General features: G+C 69.5%; 21 protein-coding genes. 14 read left to right on the forward strand and 7 right to left on the reverse strand.

What is annotated here, in order from left to right; translation table 11 throughout:
• Positions 1 to 42: 42 nt before the first annotated feature.
• Together fabG and fabD are read right to left on the reverse strand one after the other, a co-directional pair.
• Positions 43 to 783 carry a 3-oxoacyl-[acyl-carrier-protein] reductase gene (gene fabG / locus VGD44_RS12905; protein ID WP_331087616.1) on the reverse strand — a complete coding sequence of 247 codons (741 nt, stop codon included), beginning with the start codon at positions 781 to 783 and terminating at the stop codon, positions 43 to 45.
• Positions 784 to 791: 8 nt separating this feature from the next.
• Entirely contained in the window at positions 792 to 1,733 is a 942-nt protein-coding gene (gene fabD / locus VGD44_RS12910; protein ID WP_331087618.1) for an ACP S-malonyltransferase, read from the reverse strand.
• Positions 1,734 to 1,820: 87 nt separating this feature from the next.
• Here fabD and VGD44_RS12915 point away from each other — a divergent pair, with 87 nt between their 5' ends.
• The 8 genes from VGD44_RS12915 to alr all read left to right on the forward strand — a co-directional run bounded on the left by VGD44_RS12915 (position 1,821) and on the right by alr (position 10,361).
• Complete coding sequence (locus VGD44_RS12915) at positions 1,821 to 2,900, forward strand: zinc-binding dehydrogenase (protein WP_331087620.1); 1,080 nt, start codon at positions 1,821 to 1,823, stop codon at positions 2,898 to 2,900.
• A 74-nt stretch (positions 2,901 to 2,974) separates the two neighbouring features.
• Positions 2,975 to 3,508 carry a peroxiredoxin gene (locus tag VGD44_RS12920; protein WP_331087622.1) on the forward strand — a complete coding sequence of 178 codons (534 nt, stop codon included), beginning with the start codon at positions 2,975 to 2,977 and terminating at the stop codon, positions 3,506 to 3,508.
• Between the two features lie 204 nt (positions 3,509 to 3,712).
• A complete protein-coding gene (gene rpsF, locus VGD44_RS12925) occupies positions 3,713 to 4,075 on the forward strand; it encodes a 30S ribosomal protein S6 (RefSeq protein WP_293472893.1) in 363 nt (120 codons plus the stop codon).
• An 18-nt stretch (positions 4,076 to 4,093) separates the two neighbouring features.
• Positions 4,094 to 4,375 carry a 30S ribosomal protein S18 gene (rpsR, locus tag VGD44_RS12930; protein ID WP_293345945.1) on the forward strand — a complete coding sequence of 94 codons (282 nt, stop codon included), beginning with the start codon at positions 4,094 to 4,096 and terminating at the stop codon, positions 4,373 to 4,375.
• Between the two features lie 13 nt (positions 4,376 to 4,388).
• Complete coding sequence (gene rplI / locus VGD44_RS12935) at positions 4,389 to 4,973, forward strand: 50S ribosomal protein L9 (RefSeq protein WP_331087629.1); 585 nt, start codon at positions 4,389 to 4,391, stop codon at positions 4,971 to 4,973.
• Positions 4,974 to 5,138: 165 nt separating this feature from the next.
• Positions 5,139 to 7,613, forward strand: a complete 2,475-nt coding sequence (locus VGD44_RS12940; RefSeq protein WP_331087631.1) for a TonB-dependent receptor — start codon at positions 5,139 to 5,141, stop codon at positions 7,611 to 7,613.
• Between the two features lie 165 nt (positions 7,614 to 7,778).
• Positions 7,779 to 9,269 carry a replicative DNA helicase gene (locus VGD44_RS12945; protein ID WP_331087633.1) on the forward strand — a complete coding sequence of 497 codons (1,491 nt, stop codon included), beginning with the start codon at positions 7,779 to 7,781 and terminating at the stop codon, positions 9,267 to 9,269.
• Positions 9,270 to 9,275: 6 nt separating this feature from the next.
• Entirely contained in the window at positions 9,276 to 10,361 is a 1,086-nt protein-coding gene (gene alr, locus VGD44_RS12950; RefSeq protein ID WP_331087635.1) for an alanine racemase, read from the forward strand.
• Here alr and VGD44_RS12955 read toward each other — a convergent pair.
• On the reverse strand, positions 10,358 to 11,530 hold the full coding sequence (locus VGD44_RS12955; protein ID WP_331087637.1) for a Yip1 family protein: 1,173 nt from the start codon (positions 11,528 to 11,530) through the stop codon (positions 10,358 to 10,360). The genes alr and VGD44_RS12955 overlap by 4 nt on opposite strands.
• Positions 11,531 to 11,676: 146 nt before the next feature.
• Here VGD44_RS12955 and radA point away from each other — a divergent pair, with 146 nt between their 5' ends.
• The 5 genes from radA (at position 11,677) to VGD44_RS12980 (ending at position 16,960) form a co-directional block, all read left to right on the forward strand.
• Positions 11,677 to 13,053, forward strand: a complete 1,377-nt coding sequence (gene radA, locus VGD44_RS12960) for a DNA repair protein RadA (RefSeq protein ID WP_331087640.1) — start codon at positions 11,677 to 11,679, stop codon at positions 13,051 to 13,053.
• Entirely contained in the window at positions 13,050 to 13,655 is a 606-nt protein-coding gene (locus VGD44_RS12965; protein ID WP_331087642.1) for a CvpA family protein, read from the forward strand. The genes radA and VGD44_RS12965 overlap by 4 nt, the downstream gene beginning before the upstream one ends.
• The gene (gene purF / locus VGD44_RS12970) at positions 13,652 to 15,148 is read left to right on the forward strand and encodes an amidophosphoribosyltransferase (protein WP_331087644.1); all 1,497 of its coding nucleotides are present in this window, start codon (positions 13,652 to 13,654) and stop codon (positions 15,146 to 15,148) included. The genes VGD44_RS12965 and purF overlap by 4 nt, the downstream gene beginning before the upstream one ends.
• A gap of 69 nt (positions 15,149 to 15,217) precedes the next feature.
• Entirely contained in the window at positions 15,218 to 16,198 is a 981-nt protein-coding gene (locus VGD44_RS12975; protein ID WP_331087646.1) for a bile acid:sodium symporter family protein, read from the forward strand.
• Between the two features lie 12 nt (positions 16,199 to 16,210).
• The gene (locus VGD44_RS12980) at positions 16,211 to 16,960 is read left to right on the forward strand and encodes an SDR family NAD(P)-dependent oxidoreductase (protein ID WP_331087648.1); all 750 of its coding nucleotides are present in this window, start codon (positions 16,211 to 16,213) and stop codon (positions 16,958 to 16,960) included.
• Here VGD44_RS12980 and der read toward each other — a convergent pair.
• The 4 genes from der to VGD44_RS13000 form a co-directional block, all read right to left on the reverse strand.
• Positions 16,908 to 18,488: a ribosome biogenesis GTPase Der gene (gene der / locus VGD44_RS12985; RefSeq protein ID WP_331087650.1), complete on the reverse strand. Its 1,581-nt coding sequence runs from the start codon at positions 18,486 to 18,488 to the stop codon at positions 16,908 to 16,910. The genes VGD44_RS12980 and der overlap by 53 nt on opposite strands.
• 21 nt (positions 18,489 to 18,509) lie before the next feature.
• The gene (locus VGD44_RS12990; protein ID WP_331087652.1) at positions 18,510 to 19,898 is read right to left on the reverse strand and encodes a PQQ-like beta-propeller repeat protein; all 1,389 of its coding nucleotides are present in this window, start codon (positions 19,896 to 19,898) and stop codon (positions 18,510 to 18,512) included.
• The gene (locus VGD44_RS12995) at positions 19,895 to 20,668 is read right to left on the reverse strand and encodes a tetratricopeptide repeat protein (protein ID WP_331087654.1); all 774 of its coding nucleotides are present in this window, start codon (positions 20,666 to 20,668) and stop codon (positions 19,895 to 19,897) included. The genes VGD44_RS12990 and VGD44_RS12995 overlap by 4 nt, the downstream gene beginning before the upstream one ends.
• A 302-nt stretch (positions 20,669 to 20,970) precedes the next feature.
• Positions 20,971 to 21,546, reverse strand: coding sequence for a hypothetical protein (locus tag VGD44_RS13000; protein ID WP_331087656.1), 576 nt, complete (start codon positions 21,544 to 21,546; stop codon positions 20,971 to 20,973).
• 240 nt (positions 21,547 to 21,786) lie between these two features.
• On the opposite strand from VGD44_RS13000, the gene VGD44_RS13005 reads away from it, so the two are divergent.
• Positions 21,787 to 22,224 carry an HtaA domain-containing protein gene (locus VGD44_RS13005; RefSeq protein WP_331087658.1) on the forward strand — a complete coding sequence of 146 codons (438 nt, stop codon included), beginning with the start codon at positions 21,787 to 21,789 and terminating at the stop codon, positions 22,222 to 22,224.
• The last annotated feature ends 279 nt before the right edge of the window (positions 22,225 to 22,503 follow it).

Genomic DNA, 22,503 nt, shown 5'->3' on the forward strand with positions numbered 1-22,503 from the left:
AATTCGGGGGCCGGGTAGCATGTTCCCCAGGCTTGGCGATAGTCAGATCATCGCCATGCCGCCGTTCACGTGCAGGGTCTGGCCGGTCACGTAGCCGGCTTCGTCGGACGCCAGATAGGCGCACGCGGCGGCCACGTCACCCCCCGAGCCCAGCCGACCGGCGGGAATCGTGCCGAGGATCTGGGCTTTCTGCTGCTCGTTCAGCTCGTCGGTCATCGGACTCTCGATGAAGCCCGGCGCCACGCAATTGACGGTGATTCCACGGCTGGCCACTTCCTTGGCCAACGCCTTGGAAAAGCCGATCATTCCCGCCTTCGAGGCGGCGTAGTTGGTCTGCCCGGGATTGCCCGTGACCCCCACCACCGAGGTGATGCCGATGATGCGGCCGAAGCGGCGCTTCATCATCCCGCGCATCGCTGCCCGGCTGAGGCGGAAATAGCTCTCGAGGTTGACCTTGAGGACCGTCTCCCAGTCCTCGTCCTTCATCCGCATGAGCAGGCCGTCCTTGGTGATGCCGGCGTTGGCCACCAGGATGTCCAGCGGGGTGCCCGCCGCGGTCTCGGCCGCCTCGATCAAGCCGTCGACAGCGGCCGAGTCGGAGAGATTCGCCGGCGCGATCGCGGTGCGCTCCCCGAGGCTGGCGGCCAGCTCCTGCAACACCGCCTCGCGGGTGCCGGAGAGGACGACGCTGGCCCCGCAGGCATGCAGGGTCTTGGCGATCTCGGCGCCGATGCCGCCGGTGGCGCCGGTGACGAGGGCGGTCTTGCCGGTCAGGTCGAACATGGTCCCTCTCAGAGCGACTTGGCGAAGGCTTCGAGGTCGGCCGGGCCGTTGAGCGGCGTGGCCTCGGCGTCGGGCGCGATCCGCTTGGCCATGCCCGACAGCACCTTACCAGCGCCCGCCTCGGCAAAGCGGGTGACGCCATTCTCGGCCATCCAGGTGACGCTCTCGCGCCAACGGACGCGGCCCGTGACCTGCTCGACGAGCATCCGGCGGATCGCCTCGGGATCGTTGGTGGGCTGGGCGGTGACGTTGGCCACCAGCGGCGCCCGCGGGCTGACGATCGTCGCGCCGGCCAGGGCGTCGGCCATCTCGTCGGCGGCGGGCTGCATCAGGGGACAGTGGAAGGGCGCGGACACGTTGAGCAGGATCGCCCGTGCGCCGAGTTCCTTGGCCTTCTCGATCGCCGCGTCGACCGCGGGCTTGTCGCCGGAGATCACGACATTGCCGGCGTTGTTGTCGTTGGCCACGACGCAGACGCCGACGGCGGAACCCGCCTTGGCGGCTTCCTCGGCCAGCGCCACGTCGGCCTTGGGTCCGATCAGCGAGGCCATGGCGCCCTGCCCCACGGGCACGGCCCGCTGCATCGCCTGGCCGCGCAGCTTCAGGAGGCGCGCGGTGTCCGGGAGGCTGATCGCCCCCGCCGAGGCCAGCGCCGAGTATTCGCCGAGACTGTGACCGGCGACGAACGCGGCCTTCTCAAGGCTGACGCCGAACTCCGTCTCCAGCGTCCGCATGACCGCGACGCTCACCGCCATCAGCGCCGGCTGGGCGTTCTCGGTGAGGGTGAGCTGATCCTCGGGTCCGTCCTTCATCAGCGCCGAGAGCTTTTGCTTCAGGGCCTCGTCCACTTCCTGGAACACCTCGCGCGCCGAGGCGAAGGCTTCGGCCAGCTCCTGGCCCATGCCGATGGCCTGGCTGCCCTGTCCGGGGAAGAGAAAGGCAAGGGTCATGGCGATCCCGTTCCTGGTGATTCCGAGGCGCGAGGGTTAGGGGATAGAACTCACGCAGACAAGAAAGACGAGTTCGGGGGGTAACGCATGCGGGCTGTGATCCGGCGCAACAAGCAACTGGTCTGCGACGAGATCGCCGACCTCAAGCCGGCCGAGGGCCAGCTGCTCGTGAAGACCCTCGCCTGCGGGATCTGCGGCTCGGACCTGCACGCGCTCCACCACATGGAACACATGATCGACCTGTCGCGGCGCGCCGGTGGCCTCGACAACGGCTTCGATCCGACGGCCGACACCGTCTTCGGCCACGAGTTCTGCGCCGAGATTCTCGACCATGGACCCGGCTCGCCCAAGACCCTGAAGGCGGGGGCGCGGGTGGTGAGCGTGCCCGTGACGATGCACGGCATGGGGGCCGAGATGCTGGGCTTCTCCAACCGCCTGCCGGGCGGTTTCGCCGAGCAGATGCTGCTGAGCGAAGCGATGGTCCTGGAGGTCCCGAACGGCCTGCCCACCGACAAGGCCGCGCTCACCGAGCCCTTCGCGGTCGGGGCGCATGCGGTCGCGAAGGCGCGGTTGGAGCCGAAGTCGGTGTCGCTGGTGGTGGGTTGCGGGCCCGTGGGCCTAGCAGTGATCGGGGCATTGAAGGCGATGGGCCACGGCCCGGTGATCGCCGCCGACTTCTCGCCCCGCCGCCGCGCGGCCGCCGAGAAGCTGGGCGCCGACATTGTCGTCGACCCCGCGGTCGAGAACCCGCACGAGCGCTGGGAGGCGCTAGGCGTGCCCAGGAGCCGCGCCGCCCAGTCGATGATGCAGATGATGGGCAACGCCATCGCCCGCCCCGTCGTGTTCGAGTGCGTGGGTTCGCCCGGCGTGCTGCAGTCGTTGATCGAGGCGGCGCCCTCAGGGGCGCAGATCGTCGTGGCCGGCGTGTGCATGGAGACCGACAGGATCGAACCCTCGATCGCCATCACCAAGGAGATCGAGCTCACCTTCGTGTTCGGCTACACGCCCGATGAGTTTGCCCTGACGCTTCGCCAGCTGGCGGAAGGGATCATCGACGTCGACGGCCTGGTCACCGGCAAGGTGCCGCTTGACGGCGTTGCCGGCGCCTTCATGGCCCTGGGTGATCCAGAGGCGCACGTGAAGATCTTGGTGCAGCCGAACGGCTGACGAACTGACCCTTGCGCGCATCGAAAGTCGGGTATTCAACTGAACCGCCCGCCGCCCCCGAAGGATAAAGAGCCATGACCCGGATCGCCCTGCTCGCGGCTGTCGCCGCCCTCGCCGCCACGCCAGCGCTCGCCGCGCTGAAAGAAGGGGCCAAGGCGCCCGACTTCACGCTCCAGGGCTTCCAGGCCGGCAAGCCGCTCACCTTCTCGCTCGCCGAGGCCCGCAAGAAGGGCCCGGTGGTCGTCTACTTCTTCCCGGCCGCCGACACGCCCGGCTGCAACATCGAAGCCAAGATGTTCGCCGACGCGATCCCGCAGTTCCAGGCGAACGGGGCCACGGTCATTGGCGTCACGGCCGGCAAGCTCGACCAGCTGCAGCGCGTCTCGGCCGACACCGACAAGTGCTCGGGCAAGTTCCCGGTGGCCGCCGACCCGGGCGCCAAGGTCGCCAAGGAGTACGACGCGACGCTGCCGGCCGGCATCTCCAACCGCACCTCCTACGTGATCTCGCCCGCGGGCCAGGTGCTGCACGTACACTCCGAGATGAACCCGACCGAACACGTCAACCAGACGCTCGGAGCCGTGAAGGCGTTCAAGGCGAAGAAGTAGCGCCGCTCGACCACGACCGAGCGCGGCCGAAAACCCTTGCCCGCGCTCGGCTTTTCCCCTATGTGCGCGCCTCTTCACGGAAGGCGGTCTCACGCGGAGATCTAATGGGTCGGGAAACTCCCGGCCGCCGCGCCAGGGATCCATCGTGTCCAGCGGACTTCCGCCACTGGACGCGCCGCCCTCCACCAACGGAAGAAGGAAACCATGGCGCTCTACGAGCACGTCGTTATCTCGCGGCAGGATATCTCGCCGCAGCAAGCCGAAGCCCTCAACGATCAGCTGAAGCACCTCATCGAGGAAGGCGGCGGCAACGTCGCGAAAATCGAGTACTGGGGCCTCCGGAACCTCACCTACCGGATCAAGAAGAACCGCAAGGGTCACTATTCCCTGCTGGCGATCGACGCCCCGGCCGACATCGTCAAGGAAATGGAACGCCAGCTGTCGATCAACGAAGACGTGCTGCGCTACATGACCGTGCGTGTCGAAGAGCTCGACCTCGAGCTTTCGCCGATCCTCGCCCGCCGCGATCGCGACCGCGAACGCCGCGACGACGCCCCGCAGTTTTAAGAAAGGGAGGCTCATCAGATGACTGACGAAACCTCCGCCGCCCCGGCTCCGGCCGCCGGCGCCGCCGCGGGTGGCCAGCGCCGCCCGTTCTTCCGCCGCCGCAAGGTCTGCCCGTTCTCCGGCGCCAACGCCCCGAAGATCGACTACAAGGACGTGAAGCTGCTCCAGCGCTACGTGTCCGAGCGTGGCAAGATCGTGCCGAGCCGCATCACCGCGGTCTCCGCCAAGAAGCAGCGCGAGCTGGCCAAGGCCATCAAGCGCGCCCGCTTCCTGGCGCTGCTCCCCTACGTCGTGAAGTAAGGGGGAGGCTCAGATGAAAGTCATTCTGCTCGAACGGCTGGAAGGCTGGGGCACCCTCGGCGACGTCGTGAACGTCAAGGACGGCTTCGCCCGCAACTTCCTGCTGCCCCGCCAGAAGGCGCTCCGCGCCAACGCGGCCAACCTCAAGGTCTTCGAAGCCCAGCGCGCCGAGATCGAGGCCCGCAACGCGAAGGCCAAGGAAGCGGCCGGCAAGTCCGGCGAGAAGCTGGACGGCACGTCCTACATCATGATCCGTCAGGCGGGCGAGAGCGGTCAGCTCTACGGCTCGGTCGCCGGTCGTGACGTGGCCGACGCGGTCAACGCCGAAGGCGGCAAGATCGAGCGCGCGATGGTCGTGCTGGACAAGCCGATCAAGACGCTCGGCCTGCACGAGGTGAAGGTGCGCCTGCATTCGGAAGTGACGGTCACCGTCACCCTGAACATCGCGCGCAGCCAGGACGAAGCCGACCGCCAGGCGCGCGGCGAGAACGTCATCAACGCCCAGTTCGAAGAAGAGCGCGTGGCTGCCGAACAGGCCGCCGCCGACCTCCTCGAAGGCGGCGCTGGCCAGCTGGCCCAGGAGTTCACCGAGGCCTGACGGCTAAGGTCTACTAGGCGACTTAACAGCGGCGCGGGGGTCACACCCCGCGCCGTTTGTTTTGCTTTGTTGCAATATTATCATTTCCGTCAAAAGCGACGCTTCCTAGCTTGTCCTGATGTAGGCCGGAGATAGCACCATCCGGCCGCCTTCCAGGGGAGCTACATGCGCTATCGCCACCTCCTGTTCGCCGCCGCCTCGGCCGCGAGCCTACTGGCCGTCGAGACGGCCGCCGCCCAGGCCTCCGATTCCGAGGTCACGGAAGTCATCGTCACCGGCACCCGCGTCGCCAACCGCTCGGCGCTGCAGACCGCAGCGCCCGTGGACGTCATCGGCGGCGCCGAGCTGAGTAAGGCGGGCATCACCGAGGTGAACCAGGCGCTGTCGGTCGCCCTGCCCTCGTTCAACTTCCCGCGGCCGGGCCTGGCCGACGGCACCGACACGATCCGTCCGGCGACCCTGCGGGGCCTCGCGCCCGACCAGACGCTGGTGCTGGTCAACTCCAAGCGCCGCCACTCGGCCTCGCTGGTCAACATCAACGGCACGATCGGCCGCGGTTCGTCCGCCGTCGACATGAACACCATCCCGGCCGCCATGGTGCAGTCGATCGAAGTCCTGCGGGACGGCGCCTCGGCCCAGTACGGGTCGGACGCCATCGCTGGCGTGATCAACGTGCGCCTGCGCGACGCCCGCGAGGGCGGCAACATCACCGCCACCTACGGCGAGCGGATCACCAAGGTGAAGACGCTGGTGGATGCTGTGCCCGCCGGCGCGAACTACACGGTCGACGACAAGAAGAACTACTCGCGCAACGACGGCGAGACGATCAACCTGAGCGGCTGGGTCGGCCTTCCCCTCGGCGAAGCCGGTCACGTCACGATCGCGGCGGAATTCCTCGACCAGAAGAAGACCATCCGCACCGCCCCCGACTGGCGGCGGCAATACTCGACCAGCGGCCCCTTCGACCCGCGCGAAGCCACCTTCGACCGCTACAACGCCTGGTTCGGCGAGCCCGACATCGAGCAGTGGACCCTGTTCGCCAACGGCGGCTATGACGTCTCCGACACCACTAGGCTCTACGGCTGGGCCAGCTACCAGAACCGCGACTCGACTTCGGCCGGCTTCTTCCGCCGCGCCCTCGACGATCGCAACATCACCGCCATCTATCCGGACGGCTTCCTGCCGCTGATCAATCCGGACGTGGAGGACCTGTCGCTCGCCGGCGGCGTCGAGTGGAAGCTCGGCGAGTGGGACATGGACACCTCGCTGGTCTACGGCCGCAACCGGATGGAATTCACCATCCGCAACACCCTGAACCGCTCGCTCGGACCGACGAGCAAGACCGTCTTCGACGCCGGCGGCTTCGAGTACGACCAACTGGTGGGCAACATCTCGGCGGTACGCGCCTTCGACATGGGCCTGGCTTCTCCGCTCAACGTGGCGGCCGGCGTCGAGGTCCGTCGCGAGGGCTACGAGATCTTCGCCGGCGAGCCGGACTCGTATCGCAACGGCGGCGTGCTGCTGCCGAACGGGACGCCGACCGCCTCGGGCGCCCAGGTGTTCCCGGGCTTCCGGCCTTCCAACGAGGTGGACAAGGACCGCACCTCTGTCGGCGCCTACCTCGACCTCGAGGCCAACCTCACCGACAAGCTCCTGGCCTCGGCGGCGGTGCGCTTCGAGCACTACTCCGACTTCGGTGAAACCGTGACCGGCAAGGTCGCGCTGCGCTACGATATCAACGACGCGTTCGCGATCCGCGGCTCGATCCAGAACGGCTTCCGGGCGCCCTCGCTGCAGCAGCAGTACTTCGCCACCACGTCGACCAACTTCATCAACGGCGTGCCGTTCGACATCACGACCTTCCCCGCCACCGACCCGGTCGCCGCGGCCCTCGGCGCCCAGCCGCTGGACGCGGAAGAGTCGATCAACTACGCGGCCGGCGTCGTCTTCCGGTCGGGCGCGTTCAGCCTGACCATCGACGCCTACCGGATCGAAGTCGAGGACCGCATCGTGCTGTCCGAGAACCTGACCCAGGCCAACGTGCGCGACTTCCTGACCGCCCAGGGCTTCATCGGCATCGGCGGTGGCCGCTTCTTCATCAACGGCGTCGACACCACCACCAAGGGCGTCGACATCATCGCCAACTACAAGGTCACGACCGACGAAATGGGGCAGTTCGCCCTCACCCTGGGGGCGAACTTCAACGACACCAACGTGACCAAGGTCCCCGCCACGCCCCAACTGTCGGCGCTCAATCCCGCGCCGGTGCTGTTCGACCGCATCAACGTGCTCACCTTCGAGGAGGGCTCGCCGGACTCCAAGGTCACTGGCTCGGTCGACTGGACGATGGGCGCCTGGGGCGCCACCGTGCGAGCCACGCGCTACGGCAAGGTGCTGGTCCCCGGCACCACGTCGGCGCTGGATATCGAGCTCGACTCGGCAATCCTGGTGGACCTCGAGGCGCGCTGGAACGTGGTCGAGAACGTGCGGCTGACGGTCGGGGCGGACAACGTCTTCGACGAGTATCCGACCAAGCTTCCGCCGCTGCTGAACTCGACGTCCAACACGCCGTTCTCGAACTACTCGCCGTTCGGCCGCTCAGGCCGCTTCGTGTACGGCCGGGTGTCTGTGAACTTCTAGACTGTATCCTACGTCCGGAACTGACGGCGGCGCGGGCGAGAGTCCGCGCCGTCTTCCTATGCGGCGCGGGGTCACAGCCGCGCCTTATCCACAGGCGGAATTTGTGTGTGGACGGGCTTCTCAAATGTGTCATCCACGCGCCCTCGGTTGGCTATCGATAGCGCCATGGCCTTAGTCCCGGCGCTCGATCTCCGCCCCGTGTCCAACGACGTCGCGATCCCGCACGCGCCTGCGAATGTCGAGGCCGAGCAGGCGCTGCTGGGCGCCCTGCTCTTCGACAACGCCGCCTTCGAGCGTCTGGGCGATCACCTGCAGGCCCGCCACTTCTACGAGCCGTTCCACCAGCGGCTGTTCGCAGCGATCGAGACCAACATACGCAAGGGCCAGCTCGCCGAGCCGATCCTGCTGGCCGAGCAGTTCAGCCGCGATCCCGCCTTCGAGGAGCTGGGCGGCGTCCGCTACCTCGCCGACCTCGTCGATCGCGCGCCGCCGGCGGCCAACGCCCCCGACTACGCCAACGCTGTCTACGATCTGGCGCTTCGCCGCGACCTCATCCGCATCGGCGGCGAGATATCGACCACGGCCCAGCAGGGCGACGCCGAACTCGACGCCCGCGATCAGATCGAAGCCGCCGAGCAGCAGCTCTATCAGCTCGCCGAGACCGGCGGTGTCTCCTCGGGCTTCGTGAATTTCGCAGACGCGCTGCGCGGCGCCGTCGCCATGGCCGCCGAGGCGCACAGCCGCGACGGCGGCTTGGCGGGCCTGTCCACCGGGCTCATCGACCTCGATCAGAAGATCGGCGGCATGCACCCGTCCGACCTGATGATCCTGGCCGCCCGTCCCTCGATGGGGAAGACGTCGCTCGCCTGCAACATCGCGTTCGACGTAGCGCGCAACTACGCCTGGGAGCCCCAGCCCGACGGCTCGAAGAAGACGGTTCGGGGCGGCGTCGTTGCGTTCTTCTCGCTTGAAATGTCGGCCGAGCAGCTCGCCATGCGCCTGCTGGCCGAGGCGTCGGGCGTGTCGGGCGATCGGCTCCGCAAGGGCGAGATCGACGCCATGGAGTTCGGCCGCGTGCGCGACGCGGCGCTCGAGATCCAGGAGGCGCCGCTCTACATCGACGCCACGGGCGGCATCACGCTCGCCAAGCTGACCGCCCGGGCGCGGCGGCTGAAGCGCATGGTGGGCCTGGACCTGATCATCGTGGACTACCTGCAGCTCGTCACCACCGGCGCGGGCGGGCCCGACAACCGGGTGCAGGAAGTCTCCATGATCACCCAGGGCCTCAAGGCGCTGGCGAAGGAACTCAACGTGCCGGTTCTGGCGCTCAGTCAGCTCAGCCGCCAGGTGGAGAACCGCGAGGACAAGAAACCCCAGCTCTCGGACCTGCGGGAATCCGGCTCGATCGAGCAGGACGCCGACATGGTCATGTTTGTCTACCGCGAGGAATATTACCTGAGCCGGCTGGAGCCGCGGGAGGGCACCCCGGAACACTTCACCTGGCAAGAGCAGGTCGATCAGGTGAAGGGCCTGGCTGAAGTGATCATCGGGAAGCAGCGTCACGGTCCGATCGGCAACGTGAAGCTGTCGTTCAACTCCGACACGACCAAGTTCGGCAATCTGGCGCGTGACTCGAGCCGCTACGATCCGCATTAGGCGGTGATGACGCCGCCGGACCGCGCCCGACTCACGATCGATCTCGACGCGCTCGCGCACAATCGCGCCATCATCGCCGAGGCCGCCGCCGGCGCCGAGGTGGCCGCGGTCGTGAAGGCCGACGGCTACGGCCTGGGCGCCGGGCCGATCGCGCGCCGCCTCCACGCCGAGGGGACCCGAACCTTCTTCGTCGCCCGGGTAGCCGAGGGCGAGCAGCTGCGCGGCGAGCTCAGCCACCGCCACGCGGCGATCTACGTCCTCGACGGCCTGCTGCCCGGGACGGTGGATCGCTTCGACGGTGCGGGGTTGACGCCGGTCATCGCGACGCTTCCCCAGGCGCACGCGGCGTTGGCCCTGGCCGCGGCCCGTGGCCGATACGCGGCCGCCGTGCAGGTCGACACCGGCATGAACCGTCAGGGGCTCACGCTGGATGAAGCCGCGGCTCTGGTGAACGCGCCGGGCGGCCTGCGCACGCTCGACGTCCCGCTGCTCGTCAGCCACCTGGGCTCGGCCACCGATCCGTCCGAGGCGCGCAACCCCCGGCAGCTGGCCCGCTTCCATGAGGCGCGCGCGCTGTTTCCCGAGGCGCGGGCCAGTCTCTCCGCCTCAGCCGGCGCCTTCCTGGGGCCGGACTACCACTGCGATGTGGTGCGCGCCGGCGTCAGCCTACTGGGCGGCGGGCCCGAGGAACGGCCGGACGCGCGCCTGCAGGCCGTCGCCACGCTCACCGCGCCCATCCTCGACATCCGCAACCTGCAGCCCGGAGACCGGGTGAGCTACGGCGCCGCCTTCACCGCGCCGCGGGCCATGCGCGTGGCCATCGTGGCGGCGGGCTATGCCGATGGCGTGATCCGAGGATCCATGGGCAAGGGCTACGCCTGGGCGGCCGGTGGGCGCCGCCCCCTGCTCGCGGTGAACATGGACCTGCTTGTGATCGACCTCGGCGACGCCCAGGCCGCGCCGGGCGATCCTGTCGAGCTCCTGGGCCCGAACGCCCTGCTCGACGACCTGGCCAACGCGGCGGGCACCGTGGCGCACGAGGTGCTCGTGCGCCTCAGTCCGCGGGCCGAACGGGTCTACCTCGGGGCTTAGCCGGCCTTCGCCGCGGCCTCGAGCCGCGAGAGGCCCACGGCCTCGACCGCCGCCTTCAGTTCGTCCATCGAAACGCCGCTGCCGCGGGCGTGGACCATGAACCGCTCGCCGACCAGGACGCTGTATTCGCCGCTCTTGTCGCTGCGGTCGTAGCTCTCCTGGGTCATGCGGCCGTTCACGACGCCCATCTTCTCGTAGCCGGTCGCGGTCTCCTTCGAGGACTTCACCTTGAAAGCGCCCGCCATGCCGGCCAGCGCGCCGGCCTGGCCGAGGTCGGTGACCTGGAGTCGCAGGTTCGCCTCGCCCTTGGCGTACTCCGCCTCAGCTTCCGACCCTTCGATACCGGCCGCGCCGCCGGAGGACGTCGAGACTTCGCCGCGCGTGAAACCCGCGACACTGGCCGGCAGGTAGGCCTTCAGCGCCTCGGGATCGGTCGCCGGACCCGACTCGCCGCTCTCGATGGCCTTGGCGGCCGCCGCAAGCTTGCCGACGTCGACCGAGCCTTCGCCGCCGGGCAGCTTCACCGTGCCGCTCACCTGCGCTCCGCTCATCATGCCGGCGCCGGCGCCCGTCATGACTGCGACTGATCCCATCACCATGGTGATGATGAAGCTGACGACGATCGCCACGACCACGACAACCGCCGTGTAGGGCAACGCCTTGTCCTCGGGCGTCTTCATCAGCTTGGGCAGGCCGAGATACAGCAGGTAGAGGCTGTAGAGCCCGCCCAGCAGGGCCAGCATCGCGATCGGCGGGAAGATCGCGAAGATCCCCGCCACCCAGGAGGCCGTGTAGCCGTAAGCGGCGACCTTCAGGGCCTGGATGCGATCCTTCGTGCCCCCGAAGTTGGGCGCCAGCGCCTCGATGATCAGCGCCAGGACGAACACCAGCACGAGCGACAGGGCATAGCCCACGATCGCCTGCACGATCGCGGTCACCGGCGACCATTTGACGACGACGCCGAAGGCGCCGGCCCCGAAGACCGTCATGCCGATGGCCTGGGCCACCGCCGGAATGGCCGCCAGCGGCATCACATAGCCGGTGTAGAGGCTTTGCACGGTCGGCTGTTCGCCGTCGATCACGTCCCAGGTCGGCCCTGGCTTGGTGAGGATATCCTTCACCCGCCCTATGAGGCCTGCGCCTGCCGAACCCGGTTCCACCACGCTCATTGTCGTCTCTCCCAGCCCGAGATCTTTGCTCGTCGAGTCCCCCGACGGGCAGACCCTACCCTAGCGGCAGGCCACGGCAAGCCATCGCACAGACGTAAAGCGCGCCGGTCGGGTAGACTTTCCCCCACTCGAATCACGGAGCACCCATGGCCCGCGACGGCGCCGTCTATGCCTGCCAGTCCTGCGGGGCCGTGCAGACGCGCTGGTCCGGCCAGTGTCCGGCGTGCGGCGCCTGGAACACCCTGGTCGAGGAACTGACCAGCCGGCCGCCCGGCGCGCTGAAGCCCACGAAGGCGACCAAGTCCCGCTACCTGGCGTTCGAGGGGCTCGACGAGGCGACGCAGGCCCCGCCCCGCATCGCCACGGGCGTCGAGGAGTGGGACCGGGTCTGCGGCGGCGGCGTGGTGCCGGGCTCGGCAATCCTGGTCGGCGGCGACCCCGGTGTCGGCAAGTCCACCCTGCTGCTGCAGGTGGCGGCCAGCGCGGCCCGGCGCGGCGCCCGCTGCGCCTACATCTCGGGCGAGGAAGCCGTGGAGCAGGTCCGCAGCCGCGCCCAACGCATGGGCCTGGCCGACGCCCAGGTGAAGCTGGCCGCCGAGACCAGCCTGCGCACCATCCTCGACGGCCTCAAGGCCGAGCCCTTCGACCTGGTGGTGATCGACTCCATCCAGACTATGTGGAGCGACGCCCACGAGGCTGGTCCCGGCTCGGTGACCCAGGTGCGCGCGGCCGCCGGCGAACTGGTGAGGCTGGCCAAGAAGCGCGGCATGGCCGTGGTCCTCGTCGGCCACGTCACCAAGGAGGGCGCCATCGCCGGCCCGCGCGTGGTGGAACATATGGTCGACGCCGTCTTCGCCTTCGAGGGCGAGCGAGGCTATCCGTTCCGCATCCTGCGTGGGGCCAAGAACCGCTTCGGCGCGACCGACGAGATCGGCGTCTTCGAGATGGGCGACGCCGGGCTGGCCGAGGTGAAGAACCCGTCGGCGCTGTTCCTGAATACCTCGGGCGAGCGGGCAGCTGGCGCCGCCGTCTTCGCCGGCATCGAAGGCTCGCGGCCGGTGCTGGTCGAGATCCAGGCGCTGGTGGCCCCGTCGGCGTACGGCACGCCGCGGCGCGCCGTCGTCGGCTGGGACTCCGGGCGCCTCGCCATGGTGCTGGCCGTGCTCGAGGCGCGTTGCGGGCTTGGGTTCGGCGATCGCGATGTCTACCTCAATGTGGCTGGGGGACTTCGGATATCGGAGCCCGCCGCTGACCTTGCCGCCGCCGCCGCCCTCGCCTCCTCCGCCTTCGACGTCGCCCTGCCCCAGGACTGCGTGGTCTTCGGCGAGATCAGCCTGTCGGGCGAGGTGCGCGCCGTGAGCCGCATGGACTCGCGCCTGAAGGAAGCCGCCAAGCTGGGCTTCCGCCGCGCGCTGGGCCCCGCCGACAACGAGGTTTCGGGCGGCCTCGCCTTCACCGGCGCCGCCCGGCTGGCCGAGGCGATCCAGCGCATCCACGACGCCGACTGGGACGGCCGCCCGTGACCCAGTTCGACTTCCTCGTCATAGCGCTCCTGCTGATCTCCGCGGCGGTCGGCTTTGCACGCGGCGCCGTGCGCGAGGTCTTCGCCCTGGTCGCCCTTGTCGCGGCCGCCGCGCTCGCCATTTTCGGCCTGCCGGTGTTCGGCCCGATGGTGCGCGAAGTGGTGAAGCCGGGTTGGCTCGGAACCATCGCCTCGCTGGTCCTGGTGTTCGGCGTTGCCTTCGTCGCCCTGCGGCTTATCGGCGCGGCCATCGCGCGCCACGTCCAGAACACCCAGATGCTGGGCTTCCTCGACCGGTCGCTCGGTCTGCTCATCGGGCTGGGCCGCGGCCTCATCGTGCTAGGCGTGCTTTTCCTCATGTTCAACGCCGCTACGCCGGAAGACCTGCGTCCCCGCTGGATTACGGGCGCCAAGACCTGGCCGCTGGCGGCCAGCATGGGCGGCCTGATCGAGCGCCTGGTCCCGCGCGGACTGGATGTCGCCGGCCGACTGAAGCCCGCTTTCGATCGCGCCGTGGGCAAAGGGTCAGGTGACAGAACGACGACAGACGGGTACGAGGCGCGCGAACCCGCATCTGCCGACCGTCCGGAGCGATCCCGATGAGCCAGGAGAACGAGCGTTGGTCCCCACCGGCGCGCGATCCCGACGACGATTCCCCGAGACTGGAGTGCGGGGTCTTCGGGATTCACGACACGCCTGAAGCCTCGGGGATAACCGCGCTCGGCCTGCACGCCCTGCAGCACCGCGGGCAGGAGGCCTGCGGCATCGCCTCGTTCGACGGCCAGCGTTTCCACACCGAACGGCACATGGGCTACGTGGGCGACGCCTTCGGCGGCGGCGACCTCAACAAGCGGCTGCCGGGCCACTCGGCCATCGGCCACACCCGCTACTCCACCGCCGGCGGCAGCTTCATCCGCAACGTCCAGCCGATGTTCGCCGACCTCGAGGCGGGCGGCATCGCGCTCGCCCACAACGGCAACCTCACCAACTTCCTGACGCTGCGCGAACAGCTGGTGCAGGAAGGCGCGATCTTCCAGTCCACGTCGGACTCCGAGGCGATCCTGCACCTCATCGCCCGCTCGCGCCGGGCCAAGTTCCTCGACCGCTTCACCGAGGCCCTGCAGCAGATCGAGGGCGGCTACGCGCTGGTCGCCATGACCAACAAGAAGCTGATCGGCGTGCGCGACCCTCTCGGCATCCGCCCGCTGGTGCTGGGCGACCTGAACGGCAAGGCGGTGTTCGCCTCCGAGACCTGCGCCCTCGACATGGTCGGCGCGACCTTCGTGCGCGACGTCGAGCACGGCGAGATGGTCGTCGCCGACCATAAGGGCCTGCGCAGCTTCCGGCCCTTCCCGGCCCAGCAGGCCCGGCCGTGCATCTTCGAATACGTCTACTTCGCGCGCCCGGACTCCGTGGTGAACGGCCGCTCGATCTACGAGGTGCGCAAGCGTATGGGCCGCCGGCTCGCGCAGGAAACGCTGACCGGTATCGACATCGACGTCGTGGTGCCGGTGCCCGACTCGGGCGTGCCCGCGGCGCTCGGCTTCGCGCAGGAGGCCGGCAAGCCCTTCGAGATGGGCATCATCCGCAACCACTACGTGGGCCGCACCTTCATCCAGCCCACCCAGGGCGAGCGCGAGCTCGGCGTGCGCATGAAACTCGCACCAAACCGCGCGGCGCTGGCGGGCAAGAAGGTGCTGCTGGTGGACGACTCGATCGTGCGCGGCACCAATTCGGTGCGCGTGGTGCGCATGGTCCGCGAGGCCGGGGCCGCCGAGGTGCACCTGCGCTCGGCGTCGCCGCCGATCCAGTGGCCCGACTACTACGGCATCGACATGCCCGACCGCGAGAAGCTGCTGGCCGCGAACCACTCGGTCGAGGAGATCGCCAAGATCCTCAACGTGGACTCGATGGGCTACCTGTCGGTCGACGGCCTCTACTGGGCCATGGACGCCGGCGAGCGCGACGCGGCGCATCCCCAGTTCACGGACCACTACTTCACCGGCGACTATCCGACCCGCCTCCTGGACAAGGAAATCGCTCAAGGCCGCAACGAGCTGGTCGAGCGACAGCTCTCCTTCCTGGTCGACGCGTGAGCCCTCCTTCGCCGACGCTTCGGAGAGCCGACATCGATCCTTCGAAGCTCCCGACGGGAGCGGAGTAGGATGAGCCGGCTCGGGCCCATCAAGCCCGACTGGTATCTCATTTTCATCATCGCGGCAGGCGCGCTCGCGACCGTGCTGCCCGCCCGCGGCGAGGCGGCGGTCTGGCTGGGCTGGCTGACCAAGTTCGCCATCGCGGTCGTGTTCTTCCTGCACGGCGCGCGGCTGTCGCGCGAGGCGGTGGTGCGCGGGATCGTGCACTGGCGCCTGCACCTGACGATCCTGGCCGCCACCTTCGCGGTGTTCCCGGCGCTGACGGTGGGCTTCTCCCTGCTGCCCGCCTGGATCACGCCGCCGGAGCTGGCGGCCGGGCTGATCCTGCTGGGCTGCCTACCGTCGACGATCCAGAGCTCGATCGCCTTCGTCGGCATCGCGCGCGGCAACGTGCCGGCGGCCGTGGCCTCGGCCTCGGCGTCGAACCTGATCGGGGTGTTCCTGACGCCGCTGCTGGCCGGCCTCTTGATGCACGCCGAGGGCGCGATCAGCCCGGGCTCGTTCTGGGCCATCATCGCGCAGTTGCTGCTCCCGTTCGTGGCCGGGCAGCTGCTGCGGCCGTGGATCGGCGGGGTCGTCGCGCGCCACAACAAGCGGCTGTCGCTGCTCGACCGGGGCACGATCGTCCTGATCGTCTACGTCTCGTTCTCGAGCGCAGTCGTCGAAGGCGTCTGGAGCCGGCTTAGCGGGCTCGACCTCGTGCGGCTCGTGGTGATCTGCGGCGTGCTGCTGGCCGCGGTGCTGGCAATCACGGCGATTGCGGCGCGGACGCTGGGCTTCACCAAGGAAGACGAGATCGCGATCGTCTTTTGCGGCTCGAAGAAGTCGCTGGCCAGCGGCGCGCCGATCGCCGCCGCGCTGCTGACGCCGGCGGTGGCCGGCGTCGCCATGATCCCCCTGATGGTCTTCCACCAGATCCAGCTGATGGCCTGCGCCGTGCTGGCCCAGCGGTATGCGGAGCGGCCTGACATGGAAGCCGAAAGCGGTTAGAGACCCCGCCTCATGTCCGACGAACTGCCGCTCAAAGACCACATCGCCCTCGTCACCGGCGCCAGCCGCGGCATTGGCCGCGCCGCCGCCATGGCGCTCGCCAAGGCCGGCGCCCACGTCGTGGCCGTCGCCCGCACCCAGGGCGCGCTCGAGGAGCTGGACGACGAGATCCGGGTGGCGACGGGCGAGCCGGCGACGCTGGTCCCCATGGACATCGCCGAGGGCGACGGGCTGGACCAGCTGGGCCTGGCCATCCACCAGCGGTTCGGCCGGCTGGACGTGCTGGTGCACGCCGCGGCGATGCTCGGGCCGATGACGCCGGTGTTCCACGTGGAGCCCAAGCAGTGGGACAGGACGGTGGCCGTGAACCTTACGGCGACCTTCCGTCTGATCCGGTCGTTCGAGCCGCTGCTGCGGAAGTCGGAGCGGCCGCGGGCGATCTTCCTGACCAGCGGCCGGGCCGTGCGGCCGAAGGCCTTCTGGGGCCCCTACGGCGCCACCAAGGCGGCGCTGGAGAACCTGGTGCGCACCTGGGCCGACGAACTGGAGCAGACCAACGTCCGCGCCGTGCTGCTCGACCCCAGCGTGATGCGGACCAGGATGCGGGCCGAGGCCATGCCGGGCGAGGACCCGACCACCCTGCCCGATCCGTCCGAGATCGGGCCGCTGGTCGTGGAGCTGGCGCAGGCCGATCTGGGCCTGCCGACCGCTAGCGTGGTTTTCGAGGACTGGAAGCGGGCCGGGACGCTCGCTTCGGCTTGACGCCGGGCCGCGCCAGCTTGGCGGTGCGGCCGCGCGGATTGCCGGCCTTCACCTTCTTGGGTTTCTTGGGGGCCTTCGACTTGCCCTCGGCGCCCTCGCGCGCCTTCTCGGCGGCGGCCTTGCGCCGCTTGGCCACGAGGCCGGTCTTGCGCGAGCTCGGCGCCGTCTTGGCCGGGCCCGGGCCGCCCTTGGCCTCGCCCTCGGCGTAGGGGTTCTTGTTCGACCGGACCGAAAGGCGGATCGGCACGCCCGGCAGGTCGAAGCTCTCGCGGATCGAGTTGATCAGGTAGCGCCGGTAGTGATCGGGCAACTGGTCCGCGCGGCTGGCGAACAGGACGAAGGTCGGCGGCCGGGCCTTGATCTGGGCCACGTACTTGGGCTTCACGCGGCGGCCGCCCACGGCCGGCGGCGGGTGCCGCTCGACGGCCATGCGCAGCCAGTCGTTGAGATCGCGGGTCTTCACCTTGGTCGACCAGTCGCCGTGCGCCTTCAGCACGGCCGGCAGCAGGCGGTCGAGGCCGCGGCCGGTCTCCGCCGACAGGGCCACCATCGGCGTGCCGCGCACCTGCGGCAGCAGGCGGCCGACCTCTTCCTGGAACTCCGCGAGCTTGGCCTGGGCGTCCTCGATGAGGTCCCACTTGGCCAGCACGAACACCAGCGCCCGGCCCTCGCGCTCGACCAGGTCGGCGATCTGCAGGTCCTGGATCTCGAACGGATGGGTCGCGTCCATCACCAGGATCACCACCTCGGCGAAGGTGATGGCGCGGATGGAATCGCCGGTGGAGAGCTTCTCCAGCCGCTCCTGGACCTTGGCCTTGCGCCGCAGGCCGGCCGTGTCGACGAGACGGACCGCGTGGCCGCCCCAGTCCCAGTCGACGGGGATGGCGTCGCGGGTGATGCCAGCCTCGGGGCCGGTCAGCAGGCGGTCCTCGCCGATGATGGCGTTGACCAGCGTCGACTTGCCCGCGTTCGGGCGGCCGACGATGGCGATGTTGACCGGCTTGCCGGCCGCCTCGGCGTCGTCCTCGTCCTCGTCGAAGGCGTGTTCGGCGAGGGCGGCGAAGAGGTCGGCCATCCCCTCCCCGTGCTCGGCGGAGATCGGGATCGGTTCGCCGAAGCCCAGGCCGAAGGCCTCGAGCACGCCGGCCTCGGACGCCTTGCTCTCGCTCTTGTTGGCGGCGAGCACGACGGGCTTGTTCTTGCGCCGCAGGACCTCGGCGAAGATCTGGTCGCCCGGGGTCACGCCCTCGCGGGCGTCGATGATGAAGAGGGCCAGGTCGGCCTCGTCGACGGCCAGCTCGGTCTGGGCCCGCATGCGGGCCTCCAGGCTCTCGTCGGTGACGTCCTCGAAGCCGGCCGTGTCGATCAGCTCAAGGTCCAGGTCGCCGAGGCGGCCGACGCCGAAGCGACGGTCGCGGGTCACCCCCGGCTGGTCATCGACGATGGCGAGCTTCTTCCCCGCCAGCCGGTTGAACAGCGTGGATTTGCCGACGTTCGGTCGCCCGACGATCGCGAGTTTGAGCGCCATGGGCCCGTTGTACCTGCCCGATCAGCGAATCGCGATCAGGTCGGCCTCCTGCGTGACCACATAGACCGTGTCGCCCATGGCGATCGGGGAGAGCGTCGAGGCGCCCTTGAGCTCGAGCCGCTTCACGATCTCGCCGGTCTTGGCGTTCATGGCGACCATTTCGCCGGTCTGGCCCACCATCAGCAGGCGCTCGCCCGCCAGCAGGGGCCCCGACCAGATCGGCCGGTTCTGGCGCTGGCCGCCGATACCGAAGATCCCGCCCTTCTTCTTGCTCTTGAAGCCCTCGTTGAGGTTCTTGATCCAGTAGATCTGGCCGCTTTCGCGGCTGGCGCAGATCACCTCGCCGGTCTTGGAGACCACATAGACCACGTCGCCGGCGGGCCAGGGCGCGGTGACGCCCACGACCGGCAGGCTCCAGCGGGCTTGGCCCGTGCGCAGGTCGGTGGCGGCGAAGACGCCCGAGTGGCTGACCGCGAAGACGTCGCCCTGGTAGATCACCGGCCGGCCCGGGATGTCGCGGATCTCGGAGAGCGCGCTCGTGCGGCTGGCGCGGCTGAGGGCCTCGTTCCAGATGTCGTTGCCGTTGGTGGTGCGGAGCGCCACCAGTTCGCCGGAGCCGAAGGCCGCGACCACCGTGTCGCCCGACACCGCCGGACTTGAGGCGGCCAGGATGCGGGCCGACTCGGCCAGCGCCTGGAAGTTCCAGGACGGCGCACCTGTGGCCACGTCGAAGGTCAGGAGGGTGTTGTCCAGCGACACCGCGTACACGCGGCCGCCGGCGACGGTGGGCGCGCCGTGGATGGCCTCGCTAGTCTTGGTCCGCCAGCCGACGGCGCCGGTCTTGGCGTCCATCTGCAGGACTTCGCGGTAGCCCGAGGCGACGTAGAGCTTGCCGTCGGCGTAGGCCATGCCACCGCCGAAGCCCAGCTTGTCGCGCTTGTTGTCGCCAGGATTGGTGCCGGTGCGCCAGACCTGCGAGCCGGAGGCGGCGTCCATCGCCACCACGCGGCCGTCGGCGTCCATCACGAACACCTTGCCGTCGGCGGCGACCGGCGGGGCGGTGACGTAGCGGCCGCGCTTGGTCCCCTGGCCGAAGCCCTTGCGCCAGGCGACGGACAGATTGGGGGCCGCGTCGACGGCGCCCACCGACTGCTCGGGCGTGCCGCCGGGCAGCGGCCAGGCGTCCATGCGGATCGGCGCCGGGAGCGCGAAGTCGACGCCCTTGAGCGCCTCGGCCGGCTCCAGCCGCTGGTCGGCCGGGATGATCGAGATGCGCTGGCCCTCGCCGGCCGTCTCGGCGGGCGTGTCGTCCTTCTTGTCGAACGGGTTCAGCCGGCTGACGGTCGAGCAGCTGGAAAGGCCCAGCGCGGCGAACGCGACGGCGGCCAGGATCGTGGAGCGGCGGATCATTGCGGTGCGCCGACCTCGGCTTGCGGGGCGCCGGTCGGCGCGCCTGGAGGCCCGACGACGGCGCCGGGCGGGATCATCATGGGCGGCGGCATGGCCTGGGCCGACTGGACGACGGCCGCCACCTGCTTGGCGGAGCCGGAGTCGATCAGGCTGATCGCCGCCTGGGCGCGCGCCTGGGCGCCCTGGGCCGCCTCGAGCGACTGGGAGATCAGCACGAAGTCGCCGCGGGCGCCCTTCAGGTCGCCGGCCCTCAGCTTGGCGAAGGCCAGGGCCTCGCGGGCCTGGACGCGATACGGGCGGCCTTCTTCCATCAGCGGCTTCAAACGCCCCTCCAGCTCCTTGAACGAGGCGGTGTCGAGGAGCGCCAAGGCGGATTTGAGGCGGGCGGCGTCCCCGACCACCGGGTCGGACGCGGCTTCGGCCGCCTGGTCCAGCAGCTTAACGGCCTCGGCCGGCTTGTCCTGCTGGTAGGACGCGAGATGCATCAGCGAGAGCGCCTTGTAGGCCGAGGCCCCCGACTTCGAGATCTCGGTCCAGATGGCGCGCGCACGCTCGCGGTCACCCTGGCCGAAGGCGTCCATGGCCGCGACGTACTGCTCGGAGGCCTTGTCGGTCTGGCGGGTCTTCCAGGTGTCGTAGCCCCAGTAGCCCAGGGTCGCGATCAGGGCGGCGGCCGCGATCCCCACAGCCCACGGCAGCGCCTTGCGGGCGAGCTGCTTGTAGCGGTCGGAGCGAAGCTGCTCTTCGACCTCTTCGAATAGATCCGTCACTTAAGGGGGCTCCGGGCGGCGCAAGTCGCGAGATTAAGAGGGGCGGAACCTATAGCGGGCCGCGATGCGCCTCAAGTGCGCCGGGCTCTGCGCCGCAGCCGGTGTCATTGGAACCATAAAAAGCACGAAGGGGCGCAGGCTATCCGGCGGCCCTGCGCGCCGCAGGCGCTGTCATGATTGCCCGCGGAAGCACGCGGAAGGACGCGGAAGGGCGCCGGGCCTGGCGAGGCGCCGGGCTCGTTCTGCTCTTTCCGCGTCCTTCCGCGTGTTTCCGCGGGCAATTGAGGGGGCGCTGCGCGCCGTCAGCCGGTGTTGGGCCAGGGGACCTCTGGGTCGTCGGCGGAGTCCGGCGGCAGGGCGTCGGTCGGGTCCGGCGGCGGCGGCTTGGGCAGGGTGCGCCAGGCGCGGGCGAGGTCTTCGGGAAGGTCGAGCAGCCGCGCGGCGCGCAGGACCTGGCCCTCGAGGTCGGCGGTGTGGAAGTCCGGCTCGTCGACCCAGTCGTCCAGTTCGACGTCGAAGCGGTCGAGGCGCTCTTCGCGGACCTCGTAGTCGGGGATGGCGGCGGCGGCGACGCGCTCGACCGCATTCTGCAGGTGGGTGACGCGCAGCTCGGTCAGTCTCTCGCGCAGCGCGGCGGCCCGCCGCCGCTCGATCGCCGTCCGGTCGGCCTCGTCCGCCCGCTGGCTTTGCAGCCTGGCCTTCAGCGCGAGCGTCTGGCGCAGCGACCGGGCCAGCCGCTGGTAGGTGCGGCCGAGGTCGGCGATGTCCGAGGCGTCCTCGGCGGCCATCAGCTTGTCGTGCACGCGCTCGGCGGCCGCCAGGTCGCGCTGGGCGAGCCGGGCCAGCATGGCGTCGTCGTCGAAAGCCGCATCGGACATGGGGGCGAGGAAAACACGGCCCTACGTCAGAAGCGGACGTAACGGGGCGCCGCGGTCGCATTTTTTCTGTGTCATCCCGGTTTCGCGAAGCGAAGACCGGGACCCATTGGACTCGGCGATGGGTGGGTGGCGCGGGCGGCGACGCTGCGGGAACCCGCCGACGCCGAGTCCAATGGGTCCCGGTCTTGGGCTTTCGCCCAAACCGGGATGACAATGGGGGAAGGAACGCGAGGACGGGCGATGCGGGTGACGACGCTGGGGTGGGGCGTGAAGCAGAGCTTCCGCGCCTATGTCGAGGGCTCGGGCGGGACGATCACGGCGCAGGACGGGGCGTCCCGGGACCCCGACGGCGCCTTCGTCTTCGAAGCCGCGGAGGACAGCGACCTGGCGGTGGACGCACGCGCGCTCAGCGGAACCGGCCGCTTCCGGGGCCGGCTGGCGTTCCAGGCCCACGGCGGCCTGCTCTCGGTGACGCTCGCCGACCCGTGGCTGGAGGCCGCCGCCGACGGCTGGGTCCTCTCCATCGCCGAGACCCCCACCCGCCGCACCGCCATCGCCCGGCTGGGCCCCCTGGCGACCGACGCGACCCTGCCCGCGGCGACCACGCTCGACGGCATGATGATCCTGGGCGACCACTACCCGCCGGGGACGGCGCTGGATCCGGTGCGGTTGGGGTAGCGGTGGGGGCTCAGCGTGCGGCTCCAAGGGCGACAACGGCTGCGACGTGTCTGTCGAGGGCCTGAATGCACTCCGGCGGTACCTGCTGGCGCTGAGAGAGAGGCGCGACCAAGAGACCCAGCCCGGCCCCGGACAACGCGCCTCGCAAGCTTATCGCGCAGCAACCAAGAACGCCTGTCGGCTTCTATCCATCCACTAGTAGAAGTGCATCACTTTAGTTCTATAGAAGCGACCTCGACCCATGTATATGGTTTTGTGCATACCCCAATCCGTCAACAT

The sequence above is a fragment of the Phenylobacterium sp. genome (assembly GCF_036402295.1).
Lineage (GTDB): Bacteria > Pseudomonadota > Alphaproteobacteria > Caulobacterales > Caulobacteraceae > Phenylobacterium.